Here is a 26611-nt window from a genome sequence, read left to right on the forward strand (position 1 = left end):
GCCTAGTCTCGCAAGCCGCCGGTCGGCAGCTCCTGGGCGGCGGCGCCGGCGACGAGGCCGGTGACGAGGCCGGGTACCGGAGTACCGAACTCCACGGCGCGCGCCGCGCTGTCACGCGCGCGAATCTGGCTGCGACTGCTCCGTGGCCCTGTTGCGGGTTCGACGTCCCATGCGCGGTCGGTCGAGGGCACGATGACGAGCCGTTCCAGGTGGACTTCGTGGTGGTGGAAGCTGCACAACGCGATGCCGTTGCGGGCGTCGGTGAGACCGCCCTGCCACCAGGGTCTGACGTGGTGGAATTCGACCATGTCGTAGGGGAACTCGCAGCCGGGTGCCCGGCACCCGCCGTCTCTGGCGAAGATCGCTCTTCGCTGAGCGGGGCTGAAGAGTCGTCGCTTGCGACCCAGCTTGAGCACTTCTCCGTCGTCGTCGACGAGGGCGGCCCGGATGATGCCGTCGCACAGGATGCGCCTGGCGACGTCGATCGGGGCCGGTTCACCGGAGTGCTCGAAGCGCGGCACATCGGCCAGGCTGTCGATGGCTCCGAGGAGCCCTGTACGAGTGACCGAGACGACCAGGGTCGGCGCCTCGCCACCCGTGCGCGGCGCGGCCGGGGACTCAGCATGCTGCGCGAACACCGACACGAGGGCGTCGATGCGCCGTTGGGATGGGCTGCGCTCGTCTCGGATCGGCACCTCAGGCTCGTGCACACCGGACGTGCCGGGCACACCGGACGCATCGCACACACCGAGTACACCTGACGCATCGGGCGCACCGACTGCACCGGACGCACGGAGCGTGGCGTCATGGCCGGCTTCCTCCTCGTCGCAGGCGTGATCGCGCCTCGGCGAGAGGTACGCGTCGAGGACTCGCTGCAGGATCTCGCCCTGCTCGGGCGTCGCGAGGAGTCGCCCCTGCACCATTCCGTCGGAGCGGCGCGTGAAGGAGAGACCGCGCTTCTCGGCTTGGCGCTCCGCGTTCGGCTCCGCGCCGTCGGGGTCGAGGAAGGCAACCCACACGGCCGCCTGCTTGGCGAGGCGCTCCGGCGAGGCGGGCTCGTCGTCTTCTGGCGTGAGTCCGCAGGCTGCCTGCACGAGCTCGTACTCCGCACGATCGAGGGCGGAGACATCAGCGCGACCATCGGCCTCACGCAGCCCTCTGGCGATCGCCGATGCCTGCGAGAGGGTCACTCGCCCCTCTGCGACGGCGACCGCCACGTGGCCCCGCGTCGGCTGCAGCGGCTCGCCCGTCATGCTGATCGTCTCGCGAGTCGCCTCCGCGAGCTCTCGCAGGGCGCCCGCCTCACCACGCCGCAGCCCGAGGGTCTGCCGCACGGCCTCGTGCACCGACCGGAACCCGCCGCGCCGCACCAGCGACCCCGAGAACGCCACGGGGGTCACCTCGTCGCGCCCGAGCAGCTCGGCGGTCATCTCGAGGAGGGTCGCGTCGAGCATCCGCTTGCGTGCGGCCAGCTCTTCGAACGCGGCGAAGAACTCCGTATCGAGCAGGGATGCGATGGGTCGGCGCCCGTCGATGAACGCCTCGACCGCCGGAGTCGCGTCGACCGCGGCCTCGCGAACGGACGCCGCAACACCTGCCGGAAACGACACATCCCCAGCCCTGTGCTCGGTTCCGGGCTCCCGCAGCGTGCCCGGGCACGAAGCCTCGTCGTCGCGCAGATTCTGCGTTCCATCCCACATCTCGACCTCCCCCAAGATCCAGCTCCACCCTACCATGTTCTCGAACATATCTACGAGTATCCACAATAGACCTCTCCGCCGCGGCCTCACGCGCAGCAGCGCCGAGGCACTCACCGCCGCATTCCTCACGCTACGACCGACCGCCGACATCCCGACCCCGCGGCGAGGCACGACGCCGCGGCACCGCTCGCGGCCCGCCCAACTGCATCGCGGATGTCGTGGCCAGCCTGAGCCACGGCCCCGGCGGCGCGTCCTCGACGTCGACACACGCCCAGTCGACGAGGTCGGCGACGGGGAGACACCCGCGCACGTTGGTGAGCGTTTCCCCTGCCTGGACGTCCAGACCGCGAGCTGCAACACGATCGACGCCCGCGGTTGACGGAATCGCCCCCTCTTCGCCCATCCGCAGGGGATACCCTTCGTTCACCTCAAGAATTCTGCGACTGGATGCATCTTCCGTGGTTCCCACACTCTTCCCCTGGCTCGACCCCGAAACGATCATTCACGGCGCGGGTCCCTGGGCGCTGCTCGTCGTCTGCCTCATCGTGTTCTCGGAGACCGGACTCCTCGTCGGCTTCCTGCTGCCCGGCGACACGCTGCTGCTCATCACCGGCCTCCTCGCCTTCTACCCCGGCATCGGCTTCGACATCTGGTGGGTGTGCCTCGCCATCGGCTTCGCCGCGTTCCTCGGAGGCGAGGTCGGCTACCTGATAGGCCGCAAGGCCGGCCCGAGGATCTTCGAACGCAAGGAGAGCGGCCTCTTCAGCATGAAGAACGTCGAACGCACCAACGCGTTCTTCGAGCGCTTCGGAGGCCTCGCCGTCATCGTCGCCCGCTTCGTGCCCATCGTGCGCACGTTCGCTCCCGTCGCGGCCGGCGTCGGCAAGATGGACTACCGCAAGTACACGATCTACAACCTCATCGGCGCCCTCATCTGGGGGTCCGGCCTCACCTTCGCCGGTTACCTCCTCGGCTACGTGCCCGTGCTCGGCGACTTCATCCGCGAGTACATCGACCTGATCCTGATCCTCGCCGTCCTCGCGACCGTCGTGCCCACGAGCATCCACTACCTCCTCAACGCACGGAAGTCGCGGCGCGAAGCTCAGCAGCTGAGCCGTGAGGAAGCCGAAGCGCTCGCCCTCGCGCCCAAGGACTTCGACCAGAAGCTCGGCGACTGAGCGCCGCACGAGACGAAAACCGACCGCGCGAACCGCCCCTCACAACCCCCGCCTCGACGCGTTGCGGCACGTTTCGCAGCGCCGCCCCACGCCTCCCGCGAGACGTAGGCTGGGGTTCCGCGGCATCGTCTGCCGCGTCTCTGACGGCGTTGCAGTGAGGAGTTCAGTTCTCGGATGAGCGGCATCTGGCGGTACCAGTCGACTTCGATCCCCCTCAGACTGGCGAACGCCGGAGCGGTCGTCGCTCTTCCCCTCCTCGCCGTCGAACAGCTCGGCGATGTCGCGGTCGGCGGGTTCCTCGTCGCCGTCGCCCTCTTCCCGAGCGTCATCGCGGCGCCGCTCGTCGGCGCGCTCCTCGACCGCATGCGCCGACCCCGCCTGCTCCTCATCATCGGCGGTGCCATCACAGCCGCCGCGTACCTGTTCGCGTCGCAGCTCGGCACCCTGCCGATCGGCGTGATCGCGCTCATCCTCGCGGTCGCCGGCTTCGTGACCCCCGCATACATGGGCGGCCTCTCGAGCTTCGCGCCAGACAACATCGAACCCGTTCGGAAGGCGTATGCGCAGGACGCCCTGTCGTACACGATCGCGTCGGTCGGCGGGCCCGCGCTGGCCGCGCTCGCGATCCCGCTCGCCGGGTCCGCTCGGCTCGCGATGGTGCTCCTCGCAGCCCTCGCGTTCATCGGGGCGATGGCCGGGTTCGGCATCCGGATGCACCCAAAGGCGGGCACCGTCGAAGGGCTCGGCCGCACCATCGCCCGCGGCATGACCTACCTCGTGCGGCACAAGCCGATCGCGATCGTCACCACGGCAGGCACCGTCAGCCAGATCGCCGGCGGGGCGCTCGGCATCGCAGCGATCGCCATCTCCCTGGAGCGCACCGGCTCCGAAGCGTCCGCCGCCTGGATCGTCACGGCCTACGCCATCGGCGGCCTCGCCGGCGCGCTGTTCATGGCCATCAGGACCTGGACGACGCGCGGCCCCGTGTGGGTCATGGGCATGGGCTTCGTCGCGACGGGCGCGTTCCTCCTCATCGCCGTCCCAGCGCTCCCGGTCGGCTTCACGTTCGCCGCCGTCTTCATCGCCGGCCTCTTCGCGGCGCCCGCGAACGCCGCCATGATGCTGCTGCGCGACAAGGAGAGCAAGCCGAACGTGCGCTCCCAGGTCTTCACCATCGGCGCAGGACTGCGCGTCACCGCCGCCGCGGTCGGCGCAGCCGTCGCAGGCCTCATCGCCGGGTTCGACGCTGGTTGGCTCGTCGCCGGCATGGCCATCATCTGGATCCTCTCCGGCGCCATCCTCTGGTTCTTCCCGAACCCGCCGGCCCGCACCGGCGTCATCCCTGTGCAGAAGGGGCCGCAGGCTCCGTAGGTTTGCCCCGGGGCGGCGGGCGCATGCTCGCGGCCCCGGTTCCGAGTGGATGCGCCCATACGCTGGACACGGCCCACTCGCGAATCGCTGCCAGCCAAATGGCCCCTACCGCGACCCCGCCCTCGATCGCAGCCAGCCAATTCTCCCTTCAGGCCCCCTCCAGAGGGCCACTTGACTGGCAGTGATCACTGTCGGGATGGCGCGGATGCAGGTGCCCCCGTCGGGCTGGCGTGCGAGCGGTGCTCCCCACGCGACTGCACCAGGACGTAGACCAGCCCGGGGAGGCAGAACACGATGAACTCGACCACGGCCCGAGCCTAGCTGCGACGTGGTGACGCGGGTCGCGGTATCCGTCCCCACGCCCGCGCCCGCAGCATCCGTTCGGCAATCCCTGCCAGCCAAGTGGCCCGATTGCCGCCGCACGACTCCATCGCTGCCAGCCAAGTGGCCCTTCAGCCTCTGCCATAGGGGCTACTTGACTGGCAGCGATCGAGTGCGGCGGCGGATGCGTGCGCGGGTGGGGTGGGGCTACGCGATGCCCACGATCAGCCAGACGAGGGAGCAGAGCAGGAAGCCGACGAGGCCGAGCACCGTTGTGAGGACCGTCCAGGTGCGGAGGCCATCCGCGACGCTCAGGCCGAGGTAGCGCGTCACGACCCAGAAGCCGGAGTCGTTGACGTGCGACAGGCCGAGGGCGCCGAAGGACATCGCGAGTGCGAGGAGCGCGACCTGGATCGTGGAGTAGTCGCCGCCGAGGACCGACGCGCTGAGCAGCCCGGCCGTCGTGAGGATCGCCACGGTCGCCGACCCCTGGGCGGCTCGCAGCGCGAGCGAGATCAGGAAGGCCATGAGCATGAGCGGCATTCCCGTCTCGAGGAGCGTCTCGCTGAGCGCCGTTCCGATGCCGCTCTCCGTGAGCACGCGGGCGAACGACCCACCGGCCCCGGATACGAGGATGACGATCGCGACGGGCGGCAGGGCCGATTCGATGACCTCGCCGAGCTGGGTTGCGTTCCATCCTCGGCGGAATCCGAGGAAGAAGCTCGCGAGCAGCACTGTCACGAGCAGAGCGAACAGGGGCGCGCCGATGAAGCCGAGCACGTTGCGGACCGGGTCGCCCGATGGGAGCAGCGTGGCGCCGACCGTGCCGAGGGCGATCATGACCAGCGGGGTCAGGATGAGCGCCATGATCATTCCCGAGCTCGGGGGTGCGACGGTGCCGGTCTTCGTCGAGGTTGCGGCAGGGGACGTCCCCGCGCCCGATCCGTCGACGACCGACTCAGCGCCCTTCTCGGTTCCGAACGCTGCGAAGGAGGCGGCGGTGCTCGGCAGCATCGTGATGTCGCGACGGTTGAGCCACTTCGAGAGGAAGTGCGCCACCACGGCAAGGGGCAGGCACACGGCGAGGCCCAGGATGGTCACCCAGCCGAGGTCGGCACCGAGGATGCCGGAGCCGCCGACGATGCCCGGGTGCGGTGGGACGGACACGTGCACGGCGAGCATGATGCCGCCGATGGGGAGGCCGAACTTCACGGGGTTGACGCCGGCGGCCTTGCAGAAGCCGTAGATGATCGGCACGAGGATGATGAAGCCGACGTCGAAGAACACGGGGATCGCGAGGACGAGCGCCGCCGCGGTGAGCGCGCCGGCGACGCGCTTCGGGCCGAGGATCTTCGTGAACCGGCCGGCGAGGCTCGATGCGCCGCCGGAGATCTCGATGATCTTGCCGAGCATCGCACCGAGTGCGACGAGGATGGCGACCGAGCCGAGCACTCCGCCCATCCCGGCGATGATCGACTCGATGATGCCGAGCTTCGCCGGTTCCAGGTCGGTTTCTGGGATCGTGACGAGCGGCAGCCCCGTCGCGAGACCGACGAGGATGCTGACGATGAGCAGCGCCAGGAAGGCATGGACCTTGAGTTTGATGATCAGCAGCAGGAGGAATGCGATTCCTCCGACACCGATGGTGAGCAGCAGCAGGGTGGACAAGTCCGTCTCCTTTGACGAGAGCGTGGGTGTGACGAGAGCGGGGTCAGCGGGAGCAGGACTCTCGCCGACGGGGTGTCTGGGCCGTCTGAGTCCTAGTCGGTGGCCTTGGGGGCGAGGGCGAGGATGACGGCTGAGTCGTCGGATGCGCCGAGACCCTGCGCCTGGCCGAGGAGGTACAGCTGCTCGGCAGCCGCGGCGACCGGCGTGGGGAGTCCGACGGAGCGGCTCGCCTTGCCGACGATGCCCATGTCCTTGACGAAGATATCGAGTCGGCTGAGCACTTCGGCGCCGTCCTCGTCGTAGGCCTCCAGGATGCGCGGCCCGCGGTTCGCGAGCATGAACGAGCCGGCGGCTCCCGCCCCGAGCGTCTCGAGGGTCTTCTCGGGGTCGAGCCCGAGGCGCTCGGCGAGGGCGAGCGCCTCCGCCGCGGCCGCGATGTGCACGCCGCACAGCAGCTGGTTGACGGTCTTGAGCGCCTGCCCGTCACCGGGCCGGTCGCCCACGACGGTGAGCGTGGATGCGAGCAGCTCGAGCACGGGCTGCGCCTTCTCGCGGGCGGCGGGCGTCGCGCCGACGACGATGAGGAGGTCACCCTGGCCCGCGCGGACGGGACCGCCCGACAGGGGCGCATCCACGAGCTCGACGGAGTGCTGCTCGAGGCGGGCGACGACTTCGGCGATGCCGTCGGTGCCGACGGTGCTCGTGAGGATGACGACGGCGCCCTCGTCGAGCTTGTCGGCGATGCCGTTCGCGCCGAAGAGCACGTCGTGCAGCTGCTCGCCGTTGCGGACAGCGAGGAGGACCGCGTCGACGCCCGCGACGGCGCTGGCCGCGGAGTCGTGCGGCGCGATGCCCGCGGCGGCCGCGAGGTCCAGGCGCGGCTGCGCGATGTCGAAGCCGTTGACGGTCAGCTGGCTGCTGAGGCGCGTCGCCATCGGCAGGCCCATGGCGCCGAGTCCGAGGACGGCGACGGAGTAAGAGGTGGAGGTCATGGTTGCTCGTTTCTCGGTGCGTGTTGAGGTCTCAGCGCTGTTGCTGATCAGCTGGATGCGGGTGCGGATGCGGGTGCTGCCGCGGGTGGGGTCTGGTCGACGCCGGTCTCGGCGCTCGCGTGGAACTTCTCGACGACTCGCGCGAGCGAGTCCTCGTCGCCGACGTTCCCGGCGAACACGACGTAGGGGATGCCGTCGGCCGGTCCCCCGACCGCCTGCCAGAGGGAGACGATGCCGGGCAGCATGGGGCCGCGCACGACCGCGTGGCGGATCTCGAGGCCGTTGGTGGCGACGTCGCTCGAGGTGATGCCGCCCTTCGCGATGACGAAGCTCGGCGGCGTCTCACGCAGCGCGTGGGCGACGACCTCGCAGACGGCGGCCGAGACGTTCCTCGAGATCGCGAGCGACGCATCCGCGTCGTCGGTCTTCACGAGCTCGCGGCTCGTGTGGAGGATGACGTCGCCTGTCGCGAGCGCCTCGATGACGCGCGCCTTGGCGTCGTCGAGGTGCGCGTCGCGACGGTCGGCGTCGATGATCGCCGAGACGGAGAGCTCGACGGCCGGGAGGTCGGGGTGCTCCCGGTGCAGGGCCGCGAGCTGCCGGGTCGTGAGGTCGACGTGCGAGCCGACGACGATGAGGCCGCCGGCGGCTGACGCGTCCGCGCCGACGCGAGCGAGCTGGGCCGGCTCGAGGGGCGAGGCGATCTCCTGCCCGATGCGGGCGCGCACGAACGGCGGCCCGACGCGGTACAGGAACTGCTTGCCGTCGGCCTCTGCGAGCTCGAGCCCGAGGGCGACGATGCGGATGTCGTCCTCGATGACCACGTCGACGACGATCGGCTGGCCGCCGCGCGCATCCTGCAGCACTGCAGCGACCGCTTCCGGCCCGCTGCGGATGATGTCGAGCGAGAGCACGGTGACGTCGGCTGCCGCCCAGCGGCCCTTCGTCTTCTCCTCGACCCATTCGGGGAGTGCCGAGCTGCGGAACCCGAACGTCGCATCCTTCGCGAACTCCGTCTCGGCGACGGGGACGAGCTCGCCGTTCTGGCGGTAGTAGTGGATGCCCCCGATGGTGACCCTGCCGGCGTCGGGGAAGGCGGGGACGATGAGGATGCCGTCGGGAACCGGGCCGCCGAGCTCTTCGAGCGTCGCCGCGATGACGTCGGTCTCGAGCGGGTAGTGGCCGCGCAGCGTGCTGTCGCCGCGGCTCACGAAGGCGACGCGGCGCTCGAGGCGCTCGGCGGCGGCGAGGGCCGCGGTGACGATCTCGCGGTTGCGTGCTGCGGCCGAGTCGGCGTCGAGGCTGCGGGTGTTGGTCAGCACGTAGACGGCGTCGCGGCCCTGTTCGAGCGCCCACACGAGGTCGTCCTGGTCCCAGCGGGTGAGGACGGGGAGGTCGGCGACCGACTGCGTTCCGGTCGGGTCGTCGTCGAGCACGATGAGGGTCACTCCGGACTCGCGGACCCGGTCGGCGACCTCCGCGGCATCGACGTGCACTGGTGCGGGGTACTGCTCGAGCAGTCGGGTTTCATCCATCAGAGAACTCCCTTGTAATCGGATATCAGATATCTTGCGCCCGTCGGAAGGGGTTGTCAAGGAGATATCTGATATCTCGGATCATGGGGGTTCGGATGCGCGGAAAACCAGCGCGCCCGTCGTGACAGCTGACCCCCGCCAGGAGACTGGACCGTGCTGGAAGACGGCGAGCGGCCAGGCGCGCGGCCAGGCGTGCGCTCAGGCGCGAGGCCTCAACACGTACTGCTGGAGATCATCCGCCGTCTGCTGCATGTGCGACTCCATCGCCGCGCGCGACGCTGCCGCCTCGCCCGAGCGGAGCGCCTCGAGGATCGCCGCGTGCTCGCGGATCGCGTTCACCTGCACCTGCGGCACGGCCGAGGTCTCGTACCGCCGCTCGTACAGGAAGCGACCGAGCGGTTCGAGCAGCACGCGCAGGAACGGGTTGCCGCTGGCCCGCAGCACCACGTCATGGAACGCGATGTCGGCCGTCACGAACGTGTGCACGTCGTCATCGGCGGATGCGGCGCGCATCTCCTCAAGGCACGCCTCGAGCCGCTCGAGGTCGTCATCCGTGCGCAGGGGCGCTGCGAGCTCGCACGCACCGGTCTCGATCATCCGCCGGAGCTGCACGAGCTGCACCGACGCCTGCGCCTTGCCTTCGGTCGACGTCGCGGCACGCAGCAGCGGCTCGATGCCCGTCCAGTCCTCCATCGGGAGCACGCGGCCGCGAGTGCCGGGAACCGGCTGCACGACGCCCTGCGCCTGCAGCGTCTTGAGCGCCTCGCGAAGCGTCAGACGGTTGACGCCGAGCCGCTCGGCGAGGTCGATCTCGCGCGGCAGCGGCGCGCCCTGAGGCAGCTCCCCCGAGATGATGTCATCGAGGAGCCGATCGCTGACCGACTGAACAAGCGACGCTCTCGCCATGGTGACCTCCGAACTCGCAATGGTAGTAGGCGGGGCCGCGCCCGCACCCACGCGCACGCCCGCCCGCCCGTTCACCCCGCGCCCATTCACCCTGCACCCGCGCCCCGCGCCCGCGCATCCGCCACCCGATCGCTGCCACCGTTTCCGCAGTTCCGAGCTGCAACATGCTTCGAGGGCGATCGCCGCCAGCCAAGTGGCCCCCAGCCACCGCACGCCTCGGTCGCTGCCAGTCAAGTGGCCCTTAAGCCTCGGCCATACGGGCCACTTGACTGGCAGCGATCGGGCAGGTGCGCGGCGAGGCCGGCCATTGGGGCGAAGCTGGGCAGCGTCACGGCAGCGTGACGGAGACTTCCACGACGAAGTCGCTTGCATCCTCGCCGACAACACGCTGGCGCACCTCCGGCGACGTGAGTGCCATCCCGCGCTCCGCGAGCGCATCGAAGAGAGCGACAACGGCAGGATGCACGGAACCCTCGGGCAGATCAGCACCGTCCGACCGCCACACGGCAACAAGCTCGGTCCGTGGCGGCAGCTCGCCGACGAGCGTGCGCTCGTCGCCCCACGACGCGCCGCCGGGTTCCGGGATGCGCGCGACCGGCCAGCAGAGCAGCATCTGCAGCACAGACGCTCTCGCCGTGCTGCCCGGGGCCTCCCGGAAGGTCGTCCAGAACCCGGGCCCCGGCTCGAGCCCAGCCTCGACGATGCGTCGATGCAGTTCGACGAATCCCCGGTTGGCGTCCTCGTCAGTCGGCACCGCGCCGCCGCCCCCGAGGTCAGCGCCAGCGGCACCCAGGTCGGCGGGCAGCGGAATGACGAGCGCCACGAAAGGCGTGGCGCCAAGATGCCGCTCCTCGACGACAACCGGGCGCGCAAATGCGGTGAGCACTGCATCCGCTGCCGTCATGGCCGCATCCTCGGCGTCACGTTGTTGCAGCACTTCCGCCCGATGGCGAACCAGCACCTCGGCCGTGTCGCCGTCTCGAACGGCCTTCGCGGCGGTAGGCAACGGCACGCCGGCGGCCCTCAGCGTCTGCAGGAGGGCACCGTCGCGTACCTGCGATTCGGCGTATCTGCGGTATCCGGTCGCCGCATCCACCTCGAACGGGACGAGCGCCTTCGTCTCGTCGTAATGCCGCAGCGCCTTGACGCTGGTGCCGGTTGTCTTCGCGAATTCCCCGATGGTGAGCATGCCTCAAGCCTGCCGCCTCCCCGAACGGGAGAGTCAAGCTCGGGAATGCATCGGCGCCGTGCCCGGTTGACCCATGTACCCCCAAGGGGTATCAAGGATGGATGCACCACGTCGCGCATGCCGAGGAGAACCACATGAGCACCCAGCACGAACCGCACGCCCACGAGCACGGCCAGGGAGGACACGCGACTACCGCGAATCACGCAGGCCACGCGGGTCACGCCGGCCACGCGGGTCACGCCGGCCACGCGGGCCACGGCGCGGATCACGTCGCCCAGTTCCGGCGCCTCTTCTGGATCAACCTCGTCATCGCCGTGCCCGTCGTCGGCTTCTCGAGCATGTTCGCGATGCTGCTCGGCTACGAGATCCCCGGCTTCGCGGGCGCGGGCCTCATCGCGCCCATCCTCGGCACCGTCATGTACGTCTGGGGCGGCCGCCCCTTCCTGACGGGCGCGGTCAGTGAGCTCAGGGCCCGCAAGCCCGGCATGATGCTGCTGATCGCACTCGCGATCACCGTCGCGTTCGCCGCGTCGTGGGGTGCGAGCCTCGGCCTTCTGCACCACGACCTCGAGTTCTGGTGGGAGCTCGCGCTGCTGATCGTCATCATGCTGCTCGGCCACTGGATAGAGATGCGCTCGCTCGCGCAGACGACGTCGGCGCTCGACTCCCTCGCTGCGCTGCTGCCGGACAGCGCCGAGCGGGTCGAGGGTGATCGCATCGTGCAGGTCTCCCCCGCCGAGCTGGCGGTGGGCGACATCGTCGTGGTTCGCCCAGGTGCGAGCATGCCGGCGGACGGCAGGATCACCGAGGGGCGGGCCGACGTCGACGAGTCGATGGTGACCGGCGAGTCCAGGCCCGTGTCCCGCGGCGTCGGCGACACGGTTACGGCGGGGACGGTCGCGACCGACTCCGGCCTGCGCATCCGCGTGACTGCGACTGGCGACAACACGGCCCTCGCCGGCATCCAGCGACTTGTCGCCGACGCGCAGAACTCGACGTCGCGAGCGCAGCGGATCGCCGATCGGGCTGCCGCATGGCTGTTCTGGTTCGCCCTCGGTGCCGCCGCGGTCACGGCCGTCGTCTGGACGCTCGTCGGCAACCCAGACGCCGCCGTCATGCGCACCGTCACGGTCCTCGTCATCGCCTGCCCCCACGCTCTCGGCCTCGCGATCCCACTCGTCGTGTCGATCGCGACGGAGAAGGCGGCGCGCAGCGGCGTCCTCATCAAGGACCGACTCGCGCTCGAGAGCACACGCACCGTCGACGCCGTCCTCTTCGACAAGACCGGCACCCTCACGAAGGGCGAGCCGACGCTCACCGAGGTCTCGGTCGCACGCGGCTCCGCAAGTGCACCCACGGCCGACGAGGTGCTCGCGATCGCGGCCGCCGCGGAGACCGACAGCGAGCATCCGCTTGCCAAGGCCATCGTCCGAGCGGCTTCGACGCGCGGCCTCACCGTGCCCACGGCATCGAACTTCAGCTCATCACCAGCAGTCGGCGTCACGGCGACCGTCGACGGCCGCGAGGTTCGTGTCGGCGGGCCACGCCTCCTCGAGGCGCTTGACGCTTCCGAGATCAGCGAAGCGGATGCGTGGCGCGCAGATGGGGCGATCATCCTGCACGTCGTGCGAGACGGCGCGGTTGTGGGCGGCCTCAAGCTGGCCGACGAGATCCGCCCCGAGTCGCGCGAGGCAGTGGATGCTCTCCACCGCCTGGGTATCGAGGTCGTCCTGATCACGGGTGACGCCGAAGCCGTTGCCCGCGCGGTCGGCGAGGAGCTCGGCGTCGACCGCGTCTACGCGGGCGTGCGCCCCGAGGACAAGTCGGCGAAGGTCGCCGAGCTGCAGGCCGAGGGCAAGAAGGTCGCGATGGTCGGCGACGGCGTCAACGACGCCCCGGCCCTCGCGCGTGCCGACGTCGGCATCGCCATCGGCGCGGGCACGGACGTGGCCATCGCATCCGCCGGGGTGATCCTCGCGAGCGACGACCCCCGCTCCGTGCTCTCCGTCATCACGCTGTCGCGAGCGAGCTACCGCAAGATGAAGCAGAACCTGTGGTGGGCGGCCGGCTACAACCTGGTGTCCGTGCCACTCGCGGCGGGCATCCTCGCACCCGTCGGATTCATCCTGCCCATGTCGGTGGGTGCGGTGCTCATGTCGCTCTCGACGATCGTCGTCGCCGCCAATGCGCAACTGCTGCGCCGCGTCGACCTCGCACCGGATGCCAGTGCGCGCGTGAGGTAGGCACGGACGCCCCGCCGTGCTTCCGTTCGGCGGGGCGTTCGTGGGTCCAGGTCGCCGCGTGCGGCATCCGCTCAGGCCGCCGCCAGCTCGAGTGCCTCTTCTGCCCGCTCGGCGCTGCCCTCCGCGAGACCGCGCTTGAGCGCGGGAGCCAGCGCGATGCACAGGATCACTCCGACGGCGAGCACCGCGACCTCGGTGACGGTGAGCGCCCAGACGATGCCCGTGAGCCCGAACCAGATGTTCCCGGCGATCACCACGGGGATGAACAGCACCCCCTGGGCGGCCGACATGACCGTCGCGGGGAGGGCGCGACCGGTCGCCTGGAACAGCGAGGTGATGAGCCCGGTGAAGCCGTTCGCGACCATGGCGATGAGCTGCGCCGCGAGGACCACGACGCCGATCGCGAGCACCGACTCGTCGGCCACGAAGCTCGTGAACACCTGTTCACGGAAGCACAGCACGAGGGTGGCCGCGAGCGCGGCGAGCGTTCCGACCGTGATCGCGGATGCTCGCAGCGCGGATCCGAAGCGCGCACCGTCACCCTTGCCGTACGAGTAGGCGAGGAGCGGCAGCACGCCCAGCGTGACGCCCATGATGAGGAACTCGGGCACCTGCGCGATGCGGACGGCAACCCCCATGGCGGCGAGCGGGCCCTCGCCGTATGCGGCAGCGAGGTTGTTGAGCACCAGCGCCGTCACGATGAGGAAGGCCGACTGCACGAGGGTGCCGACACCGACACCGAGCACCGGCTTCTGCACGGAGGCGGCGAGCGTGAACCACCGCGGGGAGAGGCGGACGTGCTCGCTGTTGCGCGTCAGCCAGATCACGAAGTACGCGACGACTGCAAGATTCGCGAGACCGGTGGCGACCGCAGCACCCGCCACTCCCCAGTCGAGCACCAGGATGAAGAGGGCGTCGAGGGCGAGGTTCACGACGGCGGAGACGATGAGCGCGGTCATGACCTGCTTCGCCGCGCCTTCCGCTCGGACGAGCTGCTCAAGGCAGACGGCGGCTGCGAGGACGGGCACGAAGCCGAGCAGCACCCCGACGAAGGCGCTCGTGGGCGCGGCGACCGACGCATCCGCACCGAGCAGGGCGACGAGCGGCGACAGGAACACGAGACCGATGCCGCCGACGACAGCTCCGACGACGACCGAACCCCAGAGCGAGTAGGAGGCGACCCGTTTGATGCTCGCCGCCTTCGAGGGGTCCCGTTCGGCGCCGCCGAGGAGGCGCGAGATGAGCGCCCCTCCCCCGACCCCGAAGACGTTCCCCACCCCCATGACGAGGCCGAGGATCGGTGAGCCGAGGGTGATGGCGGCCAGGAGCGCCGTGTTGTCGAGCGAGCCGATGAATCCCGCATTGATGAGGTTGTAGATCGCTCCGACGATCATGGCGGCCGCCATCGGCACGCAGAGGTGCAGCAGCGCGCTGACGATGGGTGCCGACGAGAGGTACCAACGATTCGTGCGTGCAGCATCTGGCGCGGTTCCGGCTTCGGCTGGAGGTGGAGTGGTCATGGTTGCTTCTTTCTGGGCAGGACCCAGCGCGCGTCGACCCTTGTCGGCACGTGAAGGGAGGTGGATGCGCGGACCGGCCGCGCGTCTCGGCGCTAGTCGCGCACGGGCTGCGGGAGCTGCGCCGTGATCTTGGCGAGCAGCTTCTGGAACGCGGCTCGCTCGTCGGCGTCGAGGGGCGCGAGGATCGTCTCGTCCGCCGCGACCATCGCCTCCTCGAAGCCTGCGATGAGGGCGGCTCCGGCCGCCGTGGCGTAGACGCGCTTGGTGCGCTCGTCGCCGCCCTCTGTGCGGCGCTCGATGAGCCCGCGCCCTTCGAGACCGCGGAGCAGGCTCGAGACGCTGGCGGGCGTCGTGCGACTCCTGCGAGCGAGCTCCGACTGGCTCGCACCCGGGCTCTGCACGAGGGAGTCGAGCACGAAGCTCTGCGGCCTGGTGAGCTCGCGCTCACGAGTCCAGTCCTCGCCTGCCTTCATCTGCGCCCAGCTGATCCACCGGACGAACTCGAGGGGTGAGCGGGGTGCAGGTGCTGTATCTGGCATAGTTAGAACTATGACAGTTAGATATCTAACTGTCAAGCGGGTCAGCGCCGCACCAGCGCCCCGCGCGTAGACTGACCGCATTCCCCGGGAGGAGCAACGATGCCCGAACCGAAGCATCCAGAGAAGCACGTGAAGCCGGTCGACGGTGCCGCGCGCATCGCCATGAACATCGACGAGACCGCCGCCATGTTCTCGGAGCCCAAGATCACGGCCGTCGGCATCCCCGCCGTACTGAACTCGCTCAAGGTCACGACGGCGCAGATGGGCCCGACCCGCACGGCCCGAACCCTGCTGCGCATCAACCAGAAGGACGGCTTCGACTGCCCCGGATGCGCGTGGCCGGAAGGCAAGCACCGCAGCCCCGCCGAGTTCTGCGAGAACGGCGCGAAGGCCGTCGCCGAGGAGGCCACGAAGCGGCGCATCCCGCCGAGCTTCTTCGCCGAGCACTCCATCGAGGAGCTGCGCACCTGGGACGACTACTCGCTCGGCCAACAGGGGCGCCTCACGCATCCCATGCTGCTCGACGAGGGCGGCACCCATTACCGCGCCGTCAGCTGGGACGAGGCGTTCGACATCATCGCCGACGAGTTCGCGCAGATGTCGACCCCGGACGAGGCGATCTTCTACACGTCGGGCCGCACCTCCAACGAGGCCGCGTTCGTCTACCAGCTGTTCGTGCGCGGCCTCGGCACCAACAACCTGCCAGACTGCTCGAACATGTGCCACGAGTCGAGCGGCTCGGCCCTCGGCGAGACGCTCGGCATCGGCAAGGGCTCCGTGAGCCTCGAGGACATCCACGAGGCCGACCTCATCATCATCGCCGGCCAGAACCCCGGCACCAACCACCCGCGCATGCTCACGGCGCTCGAGAAGGCGAAGCTCAACGGCGGCAAGATCATCGCCGTGAACCCGTTGCCGGAGGCGGCGCTCATGCGGTACGAGAACCCGCAGACCGTGCGCGGCATGGTGCTCGGCGGCACTGCCCTGAACGACCTGTTCCTGCAGATCAAGCTCGGCGGCGACCAGGCCCTCTTCCAGGCGCTGGGGCGCATCCTGCTCGACGCCGAGGAAGCGAACCCGGGCACCGTGTTCGACGCCGAGTTCATCGCCGCCAAGACGGTGGGCGTTGATGCGTACCTCGAATCGCTCCGACAGCTCGACTGGTCGGAGGTCGAGACGGCCACGGGACTCAGCGAGGCTGAGATCCGCGAGGCCGGGGAGATGCTGCTCGCATCGACGTCGACGATCGTCTGCTGGGCCATGGGCCTCACCCAGCACAAGCACTCGGTGCCGACCCTCCGCGACTGCGTCAACCTGCTCCTCCTGCAAGGCAACATCGGCAAGCCGGGCGCCGGCGTCTGCCCCGTGCGCGGGCACTCCAACGTGCAGGGCGACCGCACGATGGGCATCTTCGAGAAGATGCCAGCGTCGTTCCACGACAAGCTCGACGCGGAGTTCTCCTTCGCCTCCCCCCGCAAGCACGGCTACGACACGGTCGAGGCGATCCGCGCCATGCGCGACGGCAAGGCCAGAGTCTTCATGGCGATGGGCGGCAACTTCTCCCGGGCGACGCCGGACACGGCCGTGACCGAGGCCGCCATGGAGTCGCTCGCCCTCACCGTGCAGGTATCGACGAAGCTCAACCGGTCCCACGTCGCGACGGGGCGCCGGGCCCTCATCCTCCCCACCCTCGGCCGCACCGAACGCGACCGCCAGGCCGGGGGCACGCAGCGCGTGACCGTCGAGGACTCCATGAGCGCGGTCCACGCGTCGCGCGGGCGGCTCGAGCCGGCGAGCGACGAGCTGCTGAGCGAGGTCGCGATCGTGACGATGCTCGCCGAGCGGGTCCTCACCCGATCGCGACCGAACGTGCCGCAGGTGAACTGGGCCGAGCTGCGCGCGGACTACGGGAACGTGCGCGCGTCCATCTCCCGGGTCATCCCTGGCTTCGAGGACTTCGAGGCGAGGATCGACGAGCCGGGCGGGTTCATCCTGCCGAACGGCCCGCGCGACGGCCGCGACTTCTCGAGCATCGGCGGCACCGCGAAGTTCACCGTCAACAATCTCGAGTACCCGAAGGTGCCGGCGGGTCGCCTCCTGCTGCAGACGCTGCGCTCGCACGACCAGTTCAACACCACCATCTACGGCAAGGACGACCGGTACCGGGGTGTGAAGAGTGCGAGGCGAGTCGTGTTCGTCAACGAGGCGGATGCGCGCGACCTTGGCCTCGCGGATGGGGACCACGTCGACATCGTCTCGGAGTGGCCCGGCCGCGACGGCACGCTCGAGGAGCGCCGCAGCGAGCGACACCGCATCGTGTTCTACTCGACGCCCCGCGGCTGCGTCGCCGCGTACTACCCCGAGACGAACGTGCTCGTGCCGCTCGACTCGACGGCCGACGTCAGCAACACCCCGACGTCGAAGTCGGTCATCGTTCGCTTGGAGAAGCTGGGGTCATAGGACGATCCCCCGCCGCACGATCACACGCCGGAGCTGAACTTCGGTCGCCACCTTGAGCCCTCAGCGGCGGCGGATGCGGATCGGCCCCTTGGCCGTCGAACCGTCGACCACCTCGCCGCCCTGCGTGATGTCGACCTCGCCCGACTCGACGAGTCGCCGCGCCGCGGCCCTCGCCGCGTCCATGTCGTCTCGCCACGCATCGCCGCCGACGGCACGCGCCGCCTCCGATGGGCAGATCGTCGCCCCCTCCGCACGTTTGTCCAGGAGGTCGAGGATCACCCGCTCGAGCTCGTCGCCAGCGCGGCCCCGGGGGCGCACGCTCTCGGGGTCGCCCGAGGAGCTCACAGCAGCCGCTCCGCCAGCACCTTCGCCGTGGCCTCCGGATGCACGCGGTGGCCAACCGACTCGGCGACCTCGACGAGCTCCGCGCCAGGCAGGGTCTCGGCAAGCAGCTTCGCGGCGCTCGCGAGGAACGGGAACGTGTCGCCGCCCACGACGATCGTCACGGGTACTTGGACGGCGACCATCGCCTCCGTAGGCGTCGACACCTGCCGCACAAGCTGCGCGTCGTAGACGGTGGACTGCGCGAGCGGCACGAGGCCAGGGAAGATGGGGCTCTGCTTGATCTGCTCCACGAGAGCAGGGTCGAGGCCCACGCCTTCGAGCTGGAAGGTGGAGACCGCCGTCGCCTCGTCACCGTCGTCGACGAGGCGCTGCAGGCGCTCGGCGAGGTCGGCGGCAGGCTCGTGCTGCCCGAAGCGGAACGGCGGTTCGGAGAGGAACAGATGCTGCACGGGCACGCCCAGCGACGCGGCGAAGAGCGCGAGCACTGCACCCGAGGAGTGCCCGATGACGCTCGCTCGACCGCCGACCGCGTCGATGACGGCCGCCAGGTCTTCAGCCTCGCGCTCTGGCGCCGAGGGTTTCGTGTCGCCGCTGTCGCCGCGAGCGCGACGGTCGTAGGAGACAGCCGCGAAGCCCGCCCCGACAAGCGCTCTCGCGAACTCCGTCACATCGCGCGCCGTCGAGAAGGCGCCGTTGACGATGACCACCACGGGCCCTTCCCCGCGGATCTCGTACGCGATGCGCGTTCCGTCGGCGGAGGTGGCGACCTCGCGGTCGACGCGGACCCCACCGACGTCGTTCTGTTCTGCTGCAACCATGTTCCTGCTCCCCTGCCCCTGCGAGTGCCGGCCTCGGTGCCCGCACTCGACTACGACCACAGTCTGCACCCGGCCACCGACAAGACGAGGCGAAAGCCCCGACGAATGCATCGAGCCCCGGGCTGCAGTCCATCCCTGCAGCACGAGGCTCGACGCCATCCACGCTCTGTCGCGGTCTGATTGTCCCCCGCGCAGAGCTACTTCACGTAGCCATTCGGGTTGAGCACGTACTTCTTGGGCGCGCCTGCATCGAAGTCCGCGTAGCCCTTCGGCGCCTCGTCGAGCGTGATGGGGGTCGCCTGCACGGCATCCGCGATCTTCACCTTGTCGAAGAGGATCGCCTGCATGAGCTGCCGGTTGTACTTCATGACCGGGCACTGACCGGTCGTGAAGGACAGCGACTTCGCCCAGCCGAGGCCGAGACGGATCGACAGCGAGCCGACCTTCGCGGCTTCGTCGACCCCACCCGGGTCGCCTGTCACGTACAGGCCGGGGATCCCGAGCGCCCCGCCGGCCTCCGTCACCGTCATGAGGGAGTTGAGCACCGTCGCTGGAGCCTCGTGCCCGGCGTCCGAGCCGTGGCCGCGCGCCTCGAACCCGACCGCATCCACGCCGCACTCGACCTCCGGCACCCCCAGGATCTGCTCGATCTGCTCGCCCGGGTCGCCCTTCGAGACATCAACCGTCTCGCAGCCGAAGGATCTCGCCTGCGCGAGACGATCCTCGTTGAGGTCGCCGACGATGACACACGCAGCGCCGAGCAGCTGGGCGCTCACCGCCGCCGCGAGGCCGACGGGTCCAGCACCCGCGATGTAGACGGTCGACCCTGGGCCGACACCCGCCGTGTACGCGCCGTGGAACCCGGTCGGGAAGATGTCGGAGAGCATCGTCAGGTCGAGGATCTTCTCGAGCGCCTGGTCGCGGTCGGGGAACTTGAGGAGGTTCCAGTCGGCGTACGGCACGAGCACGTACTCAGCCTGCCCGCCGACCCAGCCGCCCATGTCGACGTAGCCGTACGCGCTGCCGGGACGGTCGGGATTGACGTTGAGACAGATGCCCGTCTTGCCCGCCTTGCAGTTGCGACAGCGACCGCAGGCGATGTTGAACGGCACCGACACGATGTCGCCGACCTTGATGAACTCGACGTCGGGTCCTACCTCGATGACCTCGCCCGTGATCTCGTGGCCGAGCACGAGGTCGACCGGGGCGGTTGTGCGGCCGCGCACCATGTGCTGGTCGGACCCGCAGATGTTCGTGGTCACGGTGCGCAGGATGGCGCCGTGCCGCACCTGCCGTCCCACGTTCGCCGGATTCACGCCCGGCCCGTCCTTCAACTCGAACTCGGGGTACGGGATGTCGATGACCTCGACCTCGTTGGGCCCCTTGTACGCGACAGCTCTGTTGCTCGCCATGATCTCTCCTTTGAGTTAGCGGTGCTGCGTGCGGTGCGCGCGAACGCGCAGCCCTGCGAACGTCTCTGTTACGCAGTATTTCGAGGCTAGGCCGCCCCGTCTCGCGTCACCAGGACTCGAAGCGGATGAGCAGTGGATGCACAGGCGCCGACCGAAGGCTGCTCTCCGTGGTGCACAAGATGCCGGCATCACAAGTCTCAACCTGGAGCCGAATAGTCGATTACAATCCTGTGTGCTGGCAGCACTGTACTGACCAGTCATGCAGGCATCAAAGAGAGACACAACGTGAGCAATTCCCCGGACAATTCCGTGAATCCATCAACCCCAAGCAGGCGAACCCTCATTCAGGCTGGAGCCTGGTCGGCCCCCGTCATGGCAGCCGCGTTCGCCGCTCCCGCCGCCTCGGCGAGCCCCTGCGTCTCGAACACGTTGATCCACACCGCCCTCCTGCCGACGGGGACCGGAGTCGCGGATGCAGCGGGACGGACGACGACCTGGACGGTCCCCGCCGGCGTCACCCGCATCCGCTACGTCGTCACCGGTGGATCCGGTGGAGGACGCGGCATCACGGGCGTCGGCGGTGCCGGTGCGAGCGTTGACGGCCGCCTCACCGTGGTGCCGGGAACCGTGCTCACGCTTGTGGTCGGGCAGGGCGGCGTCGGCGTGCCCACCAACTCGACGGGCGCCGCCCAGGGCGGGCAGGGCCACGGCAGCGGCGGAAGCAACGCCCTGCCGAACACGTCGGGGACGAAGTTCGTCGGCGGCTCCGGCGGCGCTGGCTCCGCGATCCGCATCGGGACGACCCCGATCGCCATTGCCGGGGGCGGTGGTGGAGCCGGAGCCGGTTACATCGGCAGCTTTACCCTCAACGACTTCTCGGTCACGTACGACCCCGCACCGGACGGCGGAGCCGGAGGACTGTCTGCGACGAACGGGTCGCGCATCTGGACCGCCCCGGTGAAGGACGCGGGACGCCGAGTCTCCTCCAACGGCGGCCGCGGCGCGGTCGGCTCCACCCCCGGAGCCGGAGGGGCGCCCTTCCCGAACGCGGCGACTGGCCTGACGGTCCGCAGCGCCTACACGCAGACTGGAGCCGGGACGCAAGGCGGCGCGGCCAGCACCGCCGGCGCGACCGGCGGCACGGGCGTGGCGCTCGTGTGGCCCTCGACGACCGTCCAGAACCTGAGCGGCGCGTCCGGGACTGTCAACGAGGCGGGCAACCGCGGAGGTGCCGGCGGCGGCGGATACGCGGGCGGCGGTGGCGGCGGCTCCAGCGTCGGCCTCTGGGACCGAAACGGCGCGAACAGCACCGGCGGCATCCTCGGCATGGCGTCCGGCGGCGGTGGCGGCTCGAGCTGGGTCTCCCCGACAGCTGTCGGCGGTGCGACCCCGACGGGCACGCCCATCATCGGAGTCGGCGCCAACAGCAACCCCGCGCCCGAGGTCCGCGTGCCTGGGTCCATCCAGATCTTCCGCTGCGCCTGACGTCAGGACCCTCGGCATCATCGGCACCCGCTTCTCAGGAGGCGGGTGCCGATGTGCTTCTCCACGCAGCGCAGGCATCGGGAACAAGAGCGGCGGTCGTCCTGTTGTCCCGGGTGCACGTATCCCCCTCGGAAGGAACAGCACAGCATGGCAATCGTCATCACCGGCGCAACCGGACAGCTCGGCACCCTCGTCATCGACAGCCTGCTCGAACGCGGTGCGGCCCCCGCCGACATCCTCGCGGGCGGACGCAACGTCGAGCGCCTCGAGCAGCTCGCCGCGAAGGGCGTCCGCACCGCCGTCATCGACTACGCGCGCCCCGAGACAGCCGCAGCGGCGATCAGCGCCGGCGACACCGTGGTGCTCATCTCCGGCAACGAGGTCGGGACCCGGGTCGCCCAGCACGAGACCATCATCGACGCGGCGAAGACCGCGGGTGCGGCCCGCATCATCTACACGAGCGTCCTCGGCGGCGACCCAGACGCCCTCATCCTCGCCCCGGAGCACGTCGCCACCGAGTCCCTCATCCGCGAGTCCGGCCTGCCCGCGACCGTCGTCCGCAACGGCTGGTACACCGAGAACTACGTCGCCGACATCGCCCAGGGAGAGACCACGGGCGTCATCGCGAACAGCGCAGGCACGGGCCGCGTCGCGAGCGCATCCCGCGCCGACTACGCGTCTGGCATCGCCGCGGTCGCCCTCGAAGACGGTCACGAGGGCAAGGTCTACGAGTTCTCCGGCGACAAGGCCTGGGACTTCGACGAATTCGCGAAGACGCTCGCCGACGCCATCGGCCGCGACGTCGAGTACCGCGCCCTGACAACCCAGGAGCACCGGGCCGCGCTCACCTCCAACGGCGTCGACGAGCGCGCGATCGACTTCATCACCGGACTCGACACGAACATCCGCGACGGCGCACTCGGCCTCACGACCGGCGACCTCTCCCGCGTCTCCGGACGACCGACGACCCCCCTCGCCGAGACGCTCCGAACGCTCACCGCGTAGGACCACGAACTCGGCGGGAGCGTGCCGCCGTTTGCCGCCACGAGCTGAGACTCTCGACTCTCGGCTCTCGACTTGCCCGCTTTCGGGATGGGTTCCACGCACGCGGATGGGTTGCAAAGCATCCCCGTGCGCGAAAGCCATCCCGAAACCGAAGTGGCAGCAGAACCGGCACGGGCGGCAGCACGCCGAGGCGACACGGTGCAGCCCGCCACAGGCCCCCAAGGCCAGGTGAGCCAGGCGGGCACGCACGCCACGCCCGACTCGGGCTAGCAAACTCACCTCGTTGCGGAAACTTCCCCAGTACGAAGCGACGTTCCCATCCCGAGACGCCCCGGGGCCGGGGCGGGCGAGCGGGGCGGGGCGAGCGAGCGCCAGCGGATGCGCGGGGCGCCTACCGCAAGGGCTGCGCGGCGAGCGACCGCGGCCGGCTCAACGAGAACAGCTCAGGCGCCACACCAGGGCCGTTCTCGGCCAGGTCAGCCCCGAGTCGCCCGATCGACGGCACGAACTTGAAGCCCTCCCCCGCGAATCCGGCGAGCACGACGACGCGGCCGACCCTGTCGACCACGAACCGGGCGTCGTCGGTGGTCGTGTAGGTGCAGCTGATCGGTTCGGCGCTGTCGGCGTCGACGCCGGGCAGCCAGTCGCGGGCGTACTGCCTGATCGCGTCGAGCTGCGCAGGCACCGGCAGGAAGTCGCGGGCGTCGGGGTCGACGACGGGACCCACGCCGTGCCAGCCCGCCTTGATTCCCTCGCCCGGCGTGAGCATCCCGTAGACGGGGGAAAGCCAGCCCTCGTACCCGGGGCGGCCGAAGGCAGGGAGGTGGTTGAAGCTCGGCCAGTCGACGTAGCCGTTGAACTCGCGGAAGTGCACGGGCGCTTCCTGCGTGACCCGCATCCGCGGCAGCTCGACGGTTCCGGCGAGCAGCGTGCGAGTCCACGCGTTGACCGCCGAGACGACGACCTTCGCCGTGATCGTCTCGCGCGCGTGGCCGCGGTGCTCCGGCGCCTCACCCCACGAGTGGGCCTCGACGACGACCCGACCGGTCTCCTCCACGACGCTCACGGCGCGCCTGCCCCAGCTCAGCTCCGCCCCACTCGCCGCCGCCAGCTCAGCCATGCTCGTGAGCGCATCAGCGGCTCGGACCCGGCCCGCCCTCGGCAGGTGCAGCACCTCGGTATCGAAGCGGATGCCAGGCCACCGCTCACCCGCATCCTTCGTCGAGAGCAGCTCGGCCGCCTCCCCTCCCGCAGAGATGGCGGCGTGGACGTCCGGGCTGGCAGCTCCAGGCCCGTGATTGACGAGGCCGACGAGGTCGAGGATCTGCCGGCCGGAGTCGAGCTGCAGCTCGGTCCACAGCGCACGCGACTCGTGCAGCATCGCGACGAGGTCAGGCTGCGTGTACGAGGTGTTGAAGTTCCGGGTCGCACCGTGGGACGCGCCTTGGTGGTGGCCGGGCTGGAACTGCTCGAGCAGCCGGACACTCCTGCCGCGCCTCGCCAGCTGCCAAGCGGTCGACAGCCCCATCGCTCCGCCGCCGATGATGAGCACGTCAACGTCAGTCATGACGCAACGCTACTCGCACTCACCCGGGTCACTTCCTGGGTACCATTGCCGAATGCTCACCGTCTCCGGTCAGCGGGAGAAGATCCTCACCGCGTACATGAACCTGCTCGTCGACTCCGGCGTGCGCGGGACGACGCTCGAAGCCGTGGGCACCACCTGCAAGCTGTCGAAGGCCGGCGTCCTGCACCACTTCGCGTCGAAACAGGCCCTCGGCGCGGCGCTCCTCGCCGAACTGCAGGCGCAGGCCCGGGTCGACGCCGACAACATGCTCGGCGACCTCGACAACGCCGTGTCGTACTACATCGTGTCCTCGCAGGATCGCGACAGCCTCCTCGAGCGCCTCGTCGAAGCTGTCTACCGCCTTGCGCAGACCGGTGACACGGACGCGCTGGACGTGCTGCGCGAGTGCCGTGAGGGCTGGTTCGACGCGCTCGTCCGCGCCATCGGCGACCCCGCGGTCGCGCGCCTCGTGCTGTTCGTCGGAGACGGCATGAACCACAACGCGCTGCTCAGCGTCGGAGCGGTCGACGAGAAGTTCATCAACGCGGAGTCCACCGCGGAGATCCTCGGCGCGATCCAGGACCTCCGCGGCTAACGCGCCGTCAGGCATCCTCCCCAGGCACCCGCTCACGTCTGGAAACACAACCGTTACGACGGGATGCGTGAAATCCCTCGGCGCGTCACCAACCGAATGGTAAGTTCGTGCTCACTCCGCGACCGCGGCAGGCCCTTTGATGCGGGAGACAATGATGACCAACGCACAACCCGGCCCGATCACCGAAGCACTGGCGACGCAGACGCCAATCGGTAAGGGCCTCGCCCCGGCACGACTCGGCATCTGGGGGTCGACCGTCATCGGCCTCGCCTCGACCGCCCCGCTCTTCTCCCTCGCCGCGACCCTCGGCTTCGTCGTCATCGCCGTCGGCGAGCAGGCGCCGATCGCGTTCATCCTCGCGTTCATCCCGATGATGTTCACCGCCTTCGCGTACCGCGAGCTCAACAACGAGCTCAACGACTGCGGCACCGTCTTCACCTGGGCGGCCAAGGCCTTCGGCCCCCGCACCGGATGGATGTCCGGCTGGGCCCTCGCGGTCGCCGGCATCCTCGTCATGGCGAACCTCGCCGAGATCGCCTCCGTCTACATCCTGCTGCTCATCGGCGATGGCTCCCTCGCCGAGAATCGCGTGGTCGTCACCCTCTTCGGGGCGCTCATCATCGCGGTCATGACCTGGATCTCGATGCGCGGCATCGAGCTCGGCGAGAAGATGCAGGTCGTGCTGCTGATCATCCAGTACGCCGCCATGGCCGCGTTCGTCGTCGGCTGCCTCATCGGCTACGCCAACGGCACCGCCCCCGACCCGACCCCCATCAGCATCGACTGGTTCAACCCGCTCCTCGCCGACGGACACGGCATGGTGCAGGCCATCATCCTCGCCCTCTTCATCTACTGGGGATGGGACACCTGCCTCGCCCTGACCGAGGAGACCAAGGACCCCAAGAAGACGCCAGGCCGGGCAGCCGTGCTCTCGACCGTGCTGCTCCTCATCACATACGTCGGCATCACGATCGTCGTCATGATGTACGCCGGCCTCGGCGAGACCGGCACCGGCCTCGCGAACGAGGAGAACGCCGACGACGTCTTCTCCGTGCTCACCGACCTGGCGATGGGGCCGTGGGGCTGGTTCCTCGTGCTCGCCGTCGCCGTCTCGTCACTGTCGTCCTCCCAGACGACGATCCTCCCCACCGCACGCGGCACCTTCGCGATGGGCGTCTACAAGGCCCTGCCCGCACGCTTCGCCGTCGTCAGCGAGAAGTCGAAGACCCCGACCTTCTCGACCCTCCTGATGGGCATCGTCGCGATTCTCTACTACGTCGGCATGAGCTTCGTCTCGAACAGCGTCCTCCAGGACTCCATCCTCTCCATCGGCCTCGCCATCGCGTTCTTCTACGGCATCGCGAGCTTCGCCTGCATCTGGTACTTCCGCACGAGCCTCTTCTCGTCGGCGCGCAACTTCGTGTACCGCTTCCTGTTCCCGCTGCTCGGCGGCGTGTTCATGGTGTGGGCGTTCATCCAGTCGGCAATCGACATGGCGAACCCCGAGTACGGCTACACGACCTTCTTCGGCCTCGGCAGCGCGTTCGTCATCGGCATCGGCTCGTTCGTCATCGGGTTCATCCTCATGTTCGTCTGGGCCGCGATGCCCGGATCGAAGGACTACTTCGAGAAGCGCACCATCAACCGCCACTCGGCGATCCTCGCCCCCGAGGACTGATTCCCTGCGTGAGGCGCCCTGCGATTCCGCGGGCGCCTCGCTTGCTCACCAGCACCGACCAACCGCACGGTTCACCCCCGCGAA

At 69.5% G+C, this 26611-nt stretch carries 21 protein-coding genes; 8 read left to right on the forward strand and 13 right to left on the reverse strand.

Annotated elements, in window-relative coordinates; translation table 11 throughout:
- Positions 1–2: 2 nt before the first annotated feature.
- A complete protein-coding gene (locus F8O03_RS10145) occupies positions 3–1748 on the reverse strand; it encodes an HNH endonuclease signature motif containing protein (RefSeq protein WP_167516543.1) in 1746 nt (581 codons plus the stop codon).
- Positions 1749–2158: 410 nt separating this feature from the next.
- On the opposite strand from F8O03_RS10145, the gene F8O03_RS10150 reads away from it, so the two are divergent.
- Both F8O03_RS10150 and F8O03_RS10155 read left to right on the forward strand, forming a co-directional pair.
- The gene (locus tag F8O03_RS10150) at positions 2159–2878 is read left to right on the forward strand and encodes a DedA family protein (RefSeq protein WP_151423776.1); all 720 of its coding nucleotides are present in this window, start codon (positions 2159–2161) and stop codon (positions 2876–2878) included.
- Positions 2879–3052: 174 nt separating this feature from the next.
- Positions 3053–4249: an MFS transporter gene (locus F8O03_RS10155; protein ID WP_151423777.1), complete on the forward strand. Its 1197-nt coding sequence runs from the start codon at positions 3053–3055 to the stop codon at positions 4247–4249.
- A 185-nt stretch (positions 4250–4434) separates the two neighbouring features.
- Here the strand turns inward: F8O03_RS10155 and F8O03_RS18520 are convergent, their stop codons facing one another.
- The 6 genes from F8O03_RS18520 to F8O03_RS10180 form a co-directional block, all read right to left on the reverse strand.
- Complete coding sequence (locus F8O03_RS18520; RefSeq protein WP_280115574.1) at positions 4435–4557, reverse strand: hypothetical protein; 123 nt, start codon at positions 4555–4557, stop codon at positions 4435–4437.
- Positions 4558–4777: 220 nt separating this feature from the next.
- Positions 4778–6238 carry a GntP family transporter gene (locus tag F8O03_RS10160; RefSeq protein ID WP_151423778.1) on the reverse strand — a complete coding sequence of 487 codons (1461 nt, stop codon included), beginning with the start codon at positions 6236–6238 and terminating at the stop codon, positions 4778–4780.
- Positions 6239–6330: 92 nt separating this feature from the next.
- The gene (locus F8O03_RS10165) at positions 6331–7230 is read right to left on the reverse strand and encodes an NAD(P)-dependent oxidoreductase (protein ID WP_151423779.1); all 900 of its coding nucleotides are present in this window, start codon (positions 7228–7230) and stop codon (positions 6331–6333) included.
- Between the two features lie 47 nt (positions 7231–7277).
- Positions 7278–8768, reverse strand: a complete 1491-nt coding sequence (locus F8O03_RS10170) for a four-carbon acid sugar kinase family protein (RefSeq protein ID WP_425280956.1) — start codon at positions 8766–8768, stop codon at positions 7278–7280.
- Positions 8769–8963: 195 nt separating this feature from the next.
- Positions 8964–9671 (reverse strand): FadR/GntR family transcriptional regulator, encoded by a 708-nt coding sequence (locus F8O03_RS10175; RefSeq protein ID WP_151423781.1) that lies wholly within the window; start codon positions 9669–9671, stop codon positions 8964–8966.
- A 328-nt stretch (positions 9672–9999) separates the two neighbouring features.
- Positions 10000–10860 carry a MerR family DNA-binding transcriptional regulator gene (locus tag F8O03_RS10180; RefSeq protein WP_151423782.1) on the reverse strand — a complete coding sequence of 287 codons (861 nt, stop codon included), beginning with the start codon at positions 10858–10860 and terminating at the stop codon, positions 10000–10002.
- A gap of 134 nt (positions 10861–10994) precedes the next feature.
- On the opposite strand from F8O03_RS10180, the gene F8O03_RS10185 reads away from it, so the two are divergent.
- Positions 10995–13103, forward strand: a complete 2109-nt coding sequence (locus tag F8O03_RS10185) for a heavy metal translocating P-type ATPase (protein ID WP_244296173.1) — start codon at positions 10995–10997, stop codon at positions 13101–13103.
- Between the two features lie 71 nt (positions 13104–13174).
- Here the strand turns inward: F8O03_RS10185 and F8O03_RS10190 are convergent, their stop codons facing one another.
- On the reverse strand, positions 13175–14623 hold the full coding sequence (locus F8O03_RS10190; protein WP_151423784.1) for an MATE family efflux transporter: 1449 nt from the start codon (positions 14621–14623) through the stop codon (positions 13175–13177).
- A 92-nt stretch (positions 14624–14715) separates the two neighbouring features.
- A complete protein-coding gene (locus F8O03_RS10195; RefSeq protein WP_151423785.1) occupies positions 14716–15162 on the reverse strand; it encodes a MarR family winged helix-turn-helix transcriptional regulator in 447 nt (148 codons plus the stop codon).
- Between the two features lie 162 nt (positions 15163–15324).
- Between F8O03_RS10195 and F8O03_RS10200 the strand changes: the two genes are divergently transcribed.
- Positions 15325–17622: an FdhF/YdeP family oxidoreductase gene (locus F8O03_RS10200; RefSeq protein ID WP_151424026.1), complete on the forward strand. Its 2298-nt coding sequence runs from the start codon at positions 15325–15327 to the stop codon at positions 17620–17622.
- 60 nt (positions 17623–17682) lie between these two features.
- Here the strand turns inward: F8O03_RS10200 and F8O03_RS10205 are convergent, their stop codons facing one another.
- The 3 genes from F8O03_RS10205 to fdhA all read right to left on the reverse strand — a co-directional run bounded on the left by F8O03_RS10205 (position 17683) and on the right by fdhA (position 20197).
- Complete coding sequence (locus F8O03_RS10205) at positions 17683–17967, reverse strand: DUF3253 domain-containing protein (RefSeq protein WP_151423786.1); 285 nt, start codon at positions 17965–17967, stop codon at positions 17683–17685.
- Positions 17964–18785: an alpha/beta fold hydrolase gene (locus F8O03_RS10210; RefSeq protein WP_151423787.1), complete on the reverse strand. Its 822-nt coding sequence runs from the start codon at positions 18783–18785 to the stop codon at positions 17964–17966. The genes F8O03_RS10205 and F8O03_RS10210 overlap by 4 nt, the downstream gene beginning before the upstream one ends.
- A 197-nt stretch (positions 18786–18982) precedes the next feature.
- Positions 18983–20197, reverse strand: coding sequence for a formaldehyde dehydrogenase, glutathione-independent (fdhA, locus tag F8O03_RS10215; RefSeq protein ID WP_104254289.1), 1215 nt, complete (start codon positions 20195–20197; stop codon positions 18983–18985).
- A 309-nt stretch (positions 20198–20506) separates the two neighbouring features.
- Here fdhA and F8O03_RS10220 point away from each other — a divergent pair, with 309 nt between their 5' ends.
- Both F8O03_RS10220 and F8O03_RS10225 read left to right on the forward strand, forming a co-directional pair.
- Positions 20507–21682, forward strand: coding sequence for a glycine-rich domain-containing protein (locus tag F8O03_RS10220; RefSeq protein WP_151423788.1), 1176 nt, complete (start codon positions 20507–20509; stop codon positions 21680–21682).
- A gap of 147 nt (positions 21683–21829) precedes the next feature.
- The gene (locus tag F8O03_RS10225; RefSeq protein WP_151423789.1) at positions 21830–22687 is read left to right on the forward strand and encodes an SDR family oxidoreductase; all 858 of its coding nucleotides are present in this window, start codon (positions 21830–21832) and stop codon (positions 22685–22687) included.
- Between the two features lie 391 nt (positions 22688–23078).
- Here the strand turns inward: F8O03_RS10225 and F8O03_RS10230 are convergent, their stop codons facing one another.
- Complete coding sequence (locus F8O03_RS10230; RefSeq protein ID WP_151423790.1) at positions 23079–24254, reverse strand: FAD-dependent oxidoreductase; 1176 nt, start codon at positions 24252–24254, stop codon at positions 23079–23081.
- Between the two features lie 52 nt (positions 24255–24306).
- Here F8O03_RS10230 and F8O03_RS10235 point away from each other — a divergent pair, with 52 nt between their 5' ends.
- The gene (locus F8O03_RS10235; RefSeq protein WP_167516544.1) at positions 24307–24849 is read left to right on the forward strand and encodes a TetR/AcrR family transcriptional regulator; all 543 of its coding nucleotides are present in this window, start codon (positions 24307–24309) and stop codon (positions 24847–24849) included.
- A 154-nt stretch (positions 24850–25003) separates the two neighbouring features.
- On the forward strand, positions 25004–26527 hold the full coding sequence (locus F8O03_RS10240) for an APC family permease (protein ID WP_151423792.1): 1524 nt from the start codon (positions 25004–25006) through the stop codon (positions 26525–26527).
- Positions 26528–26611: the final 84 nt, after the last annotated feature.

The organism is Pseudoclavibacter terrae, assembly GCF_008831075.1.
Classification (GTDB): Bacteria; Actinomycetota; Actinomycetes; order Actinomycetales; family Microbacteriaceae; genus Pseudoclavibacter; species Pseudoclavibacter terrae.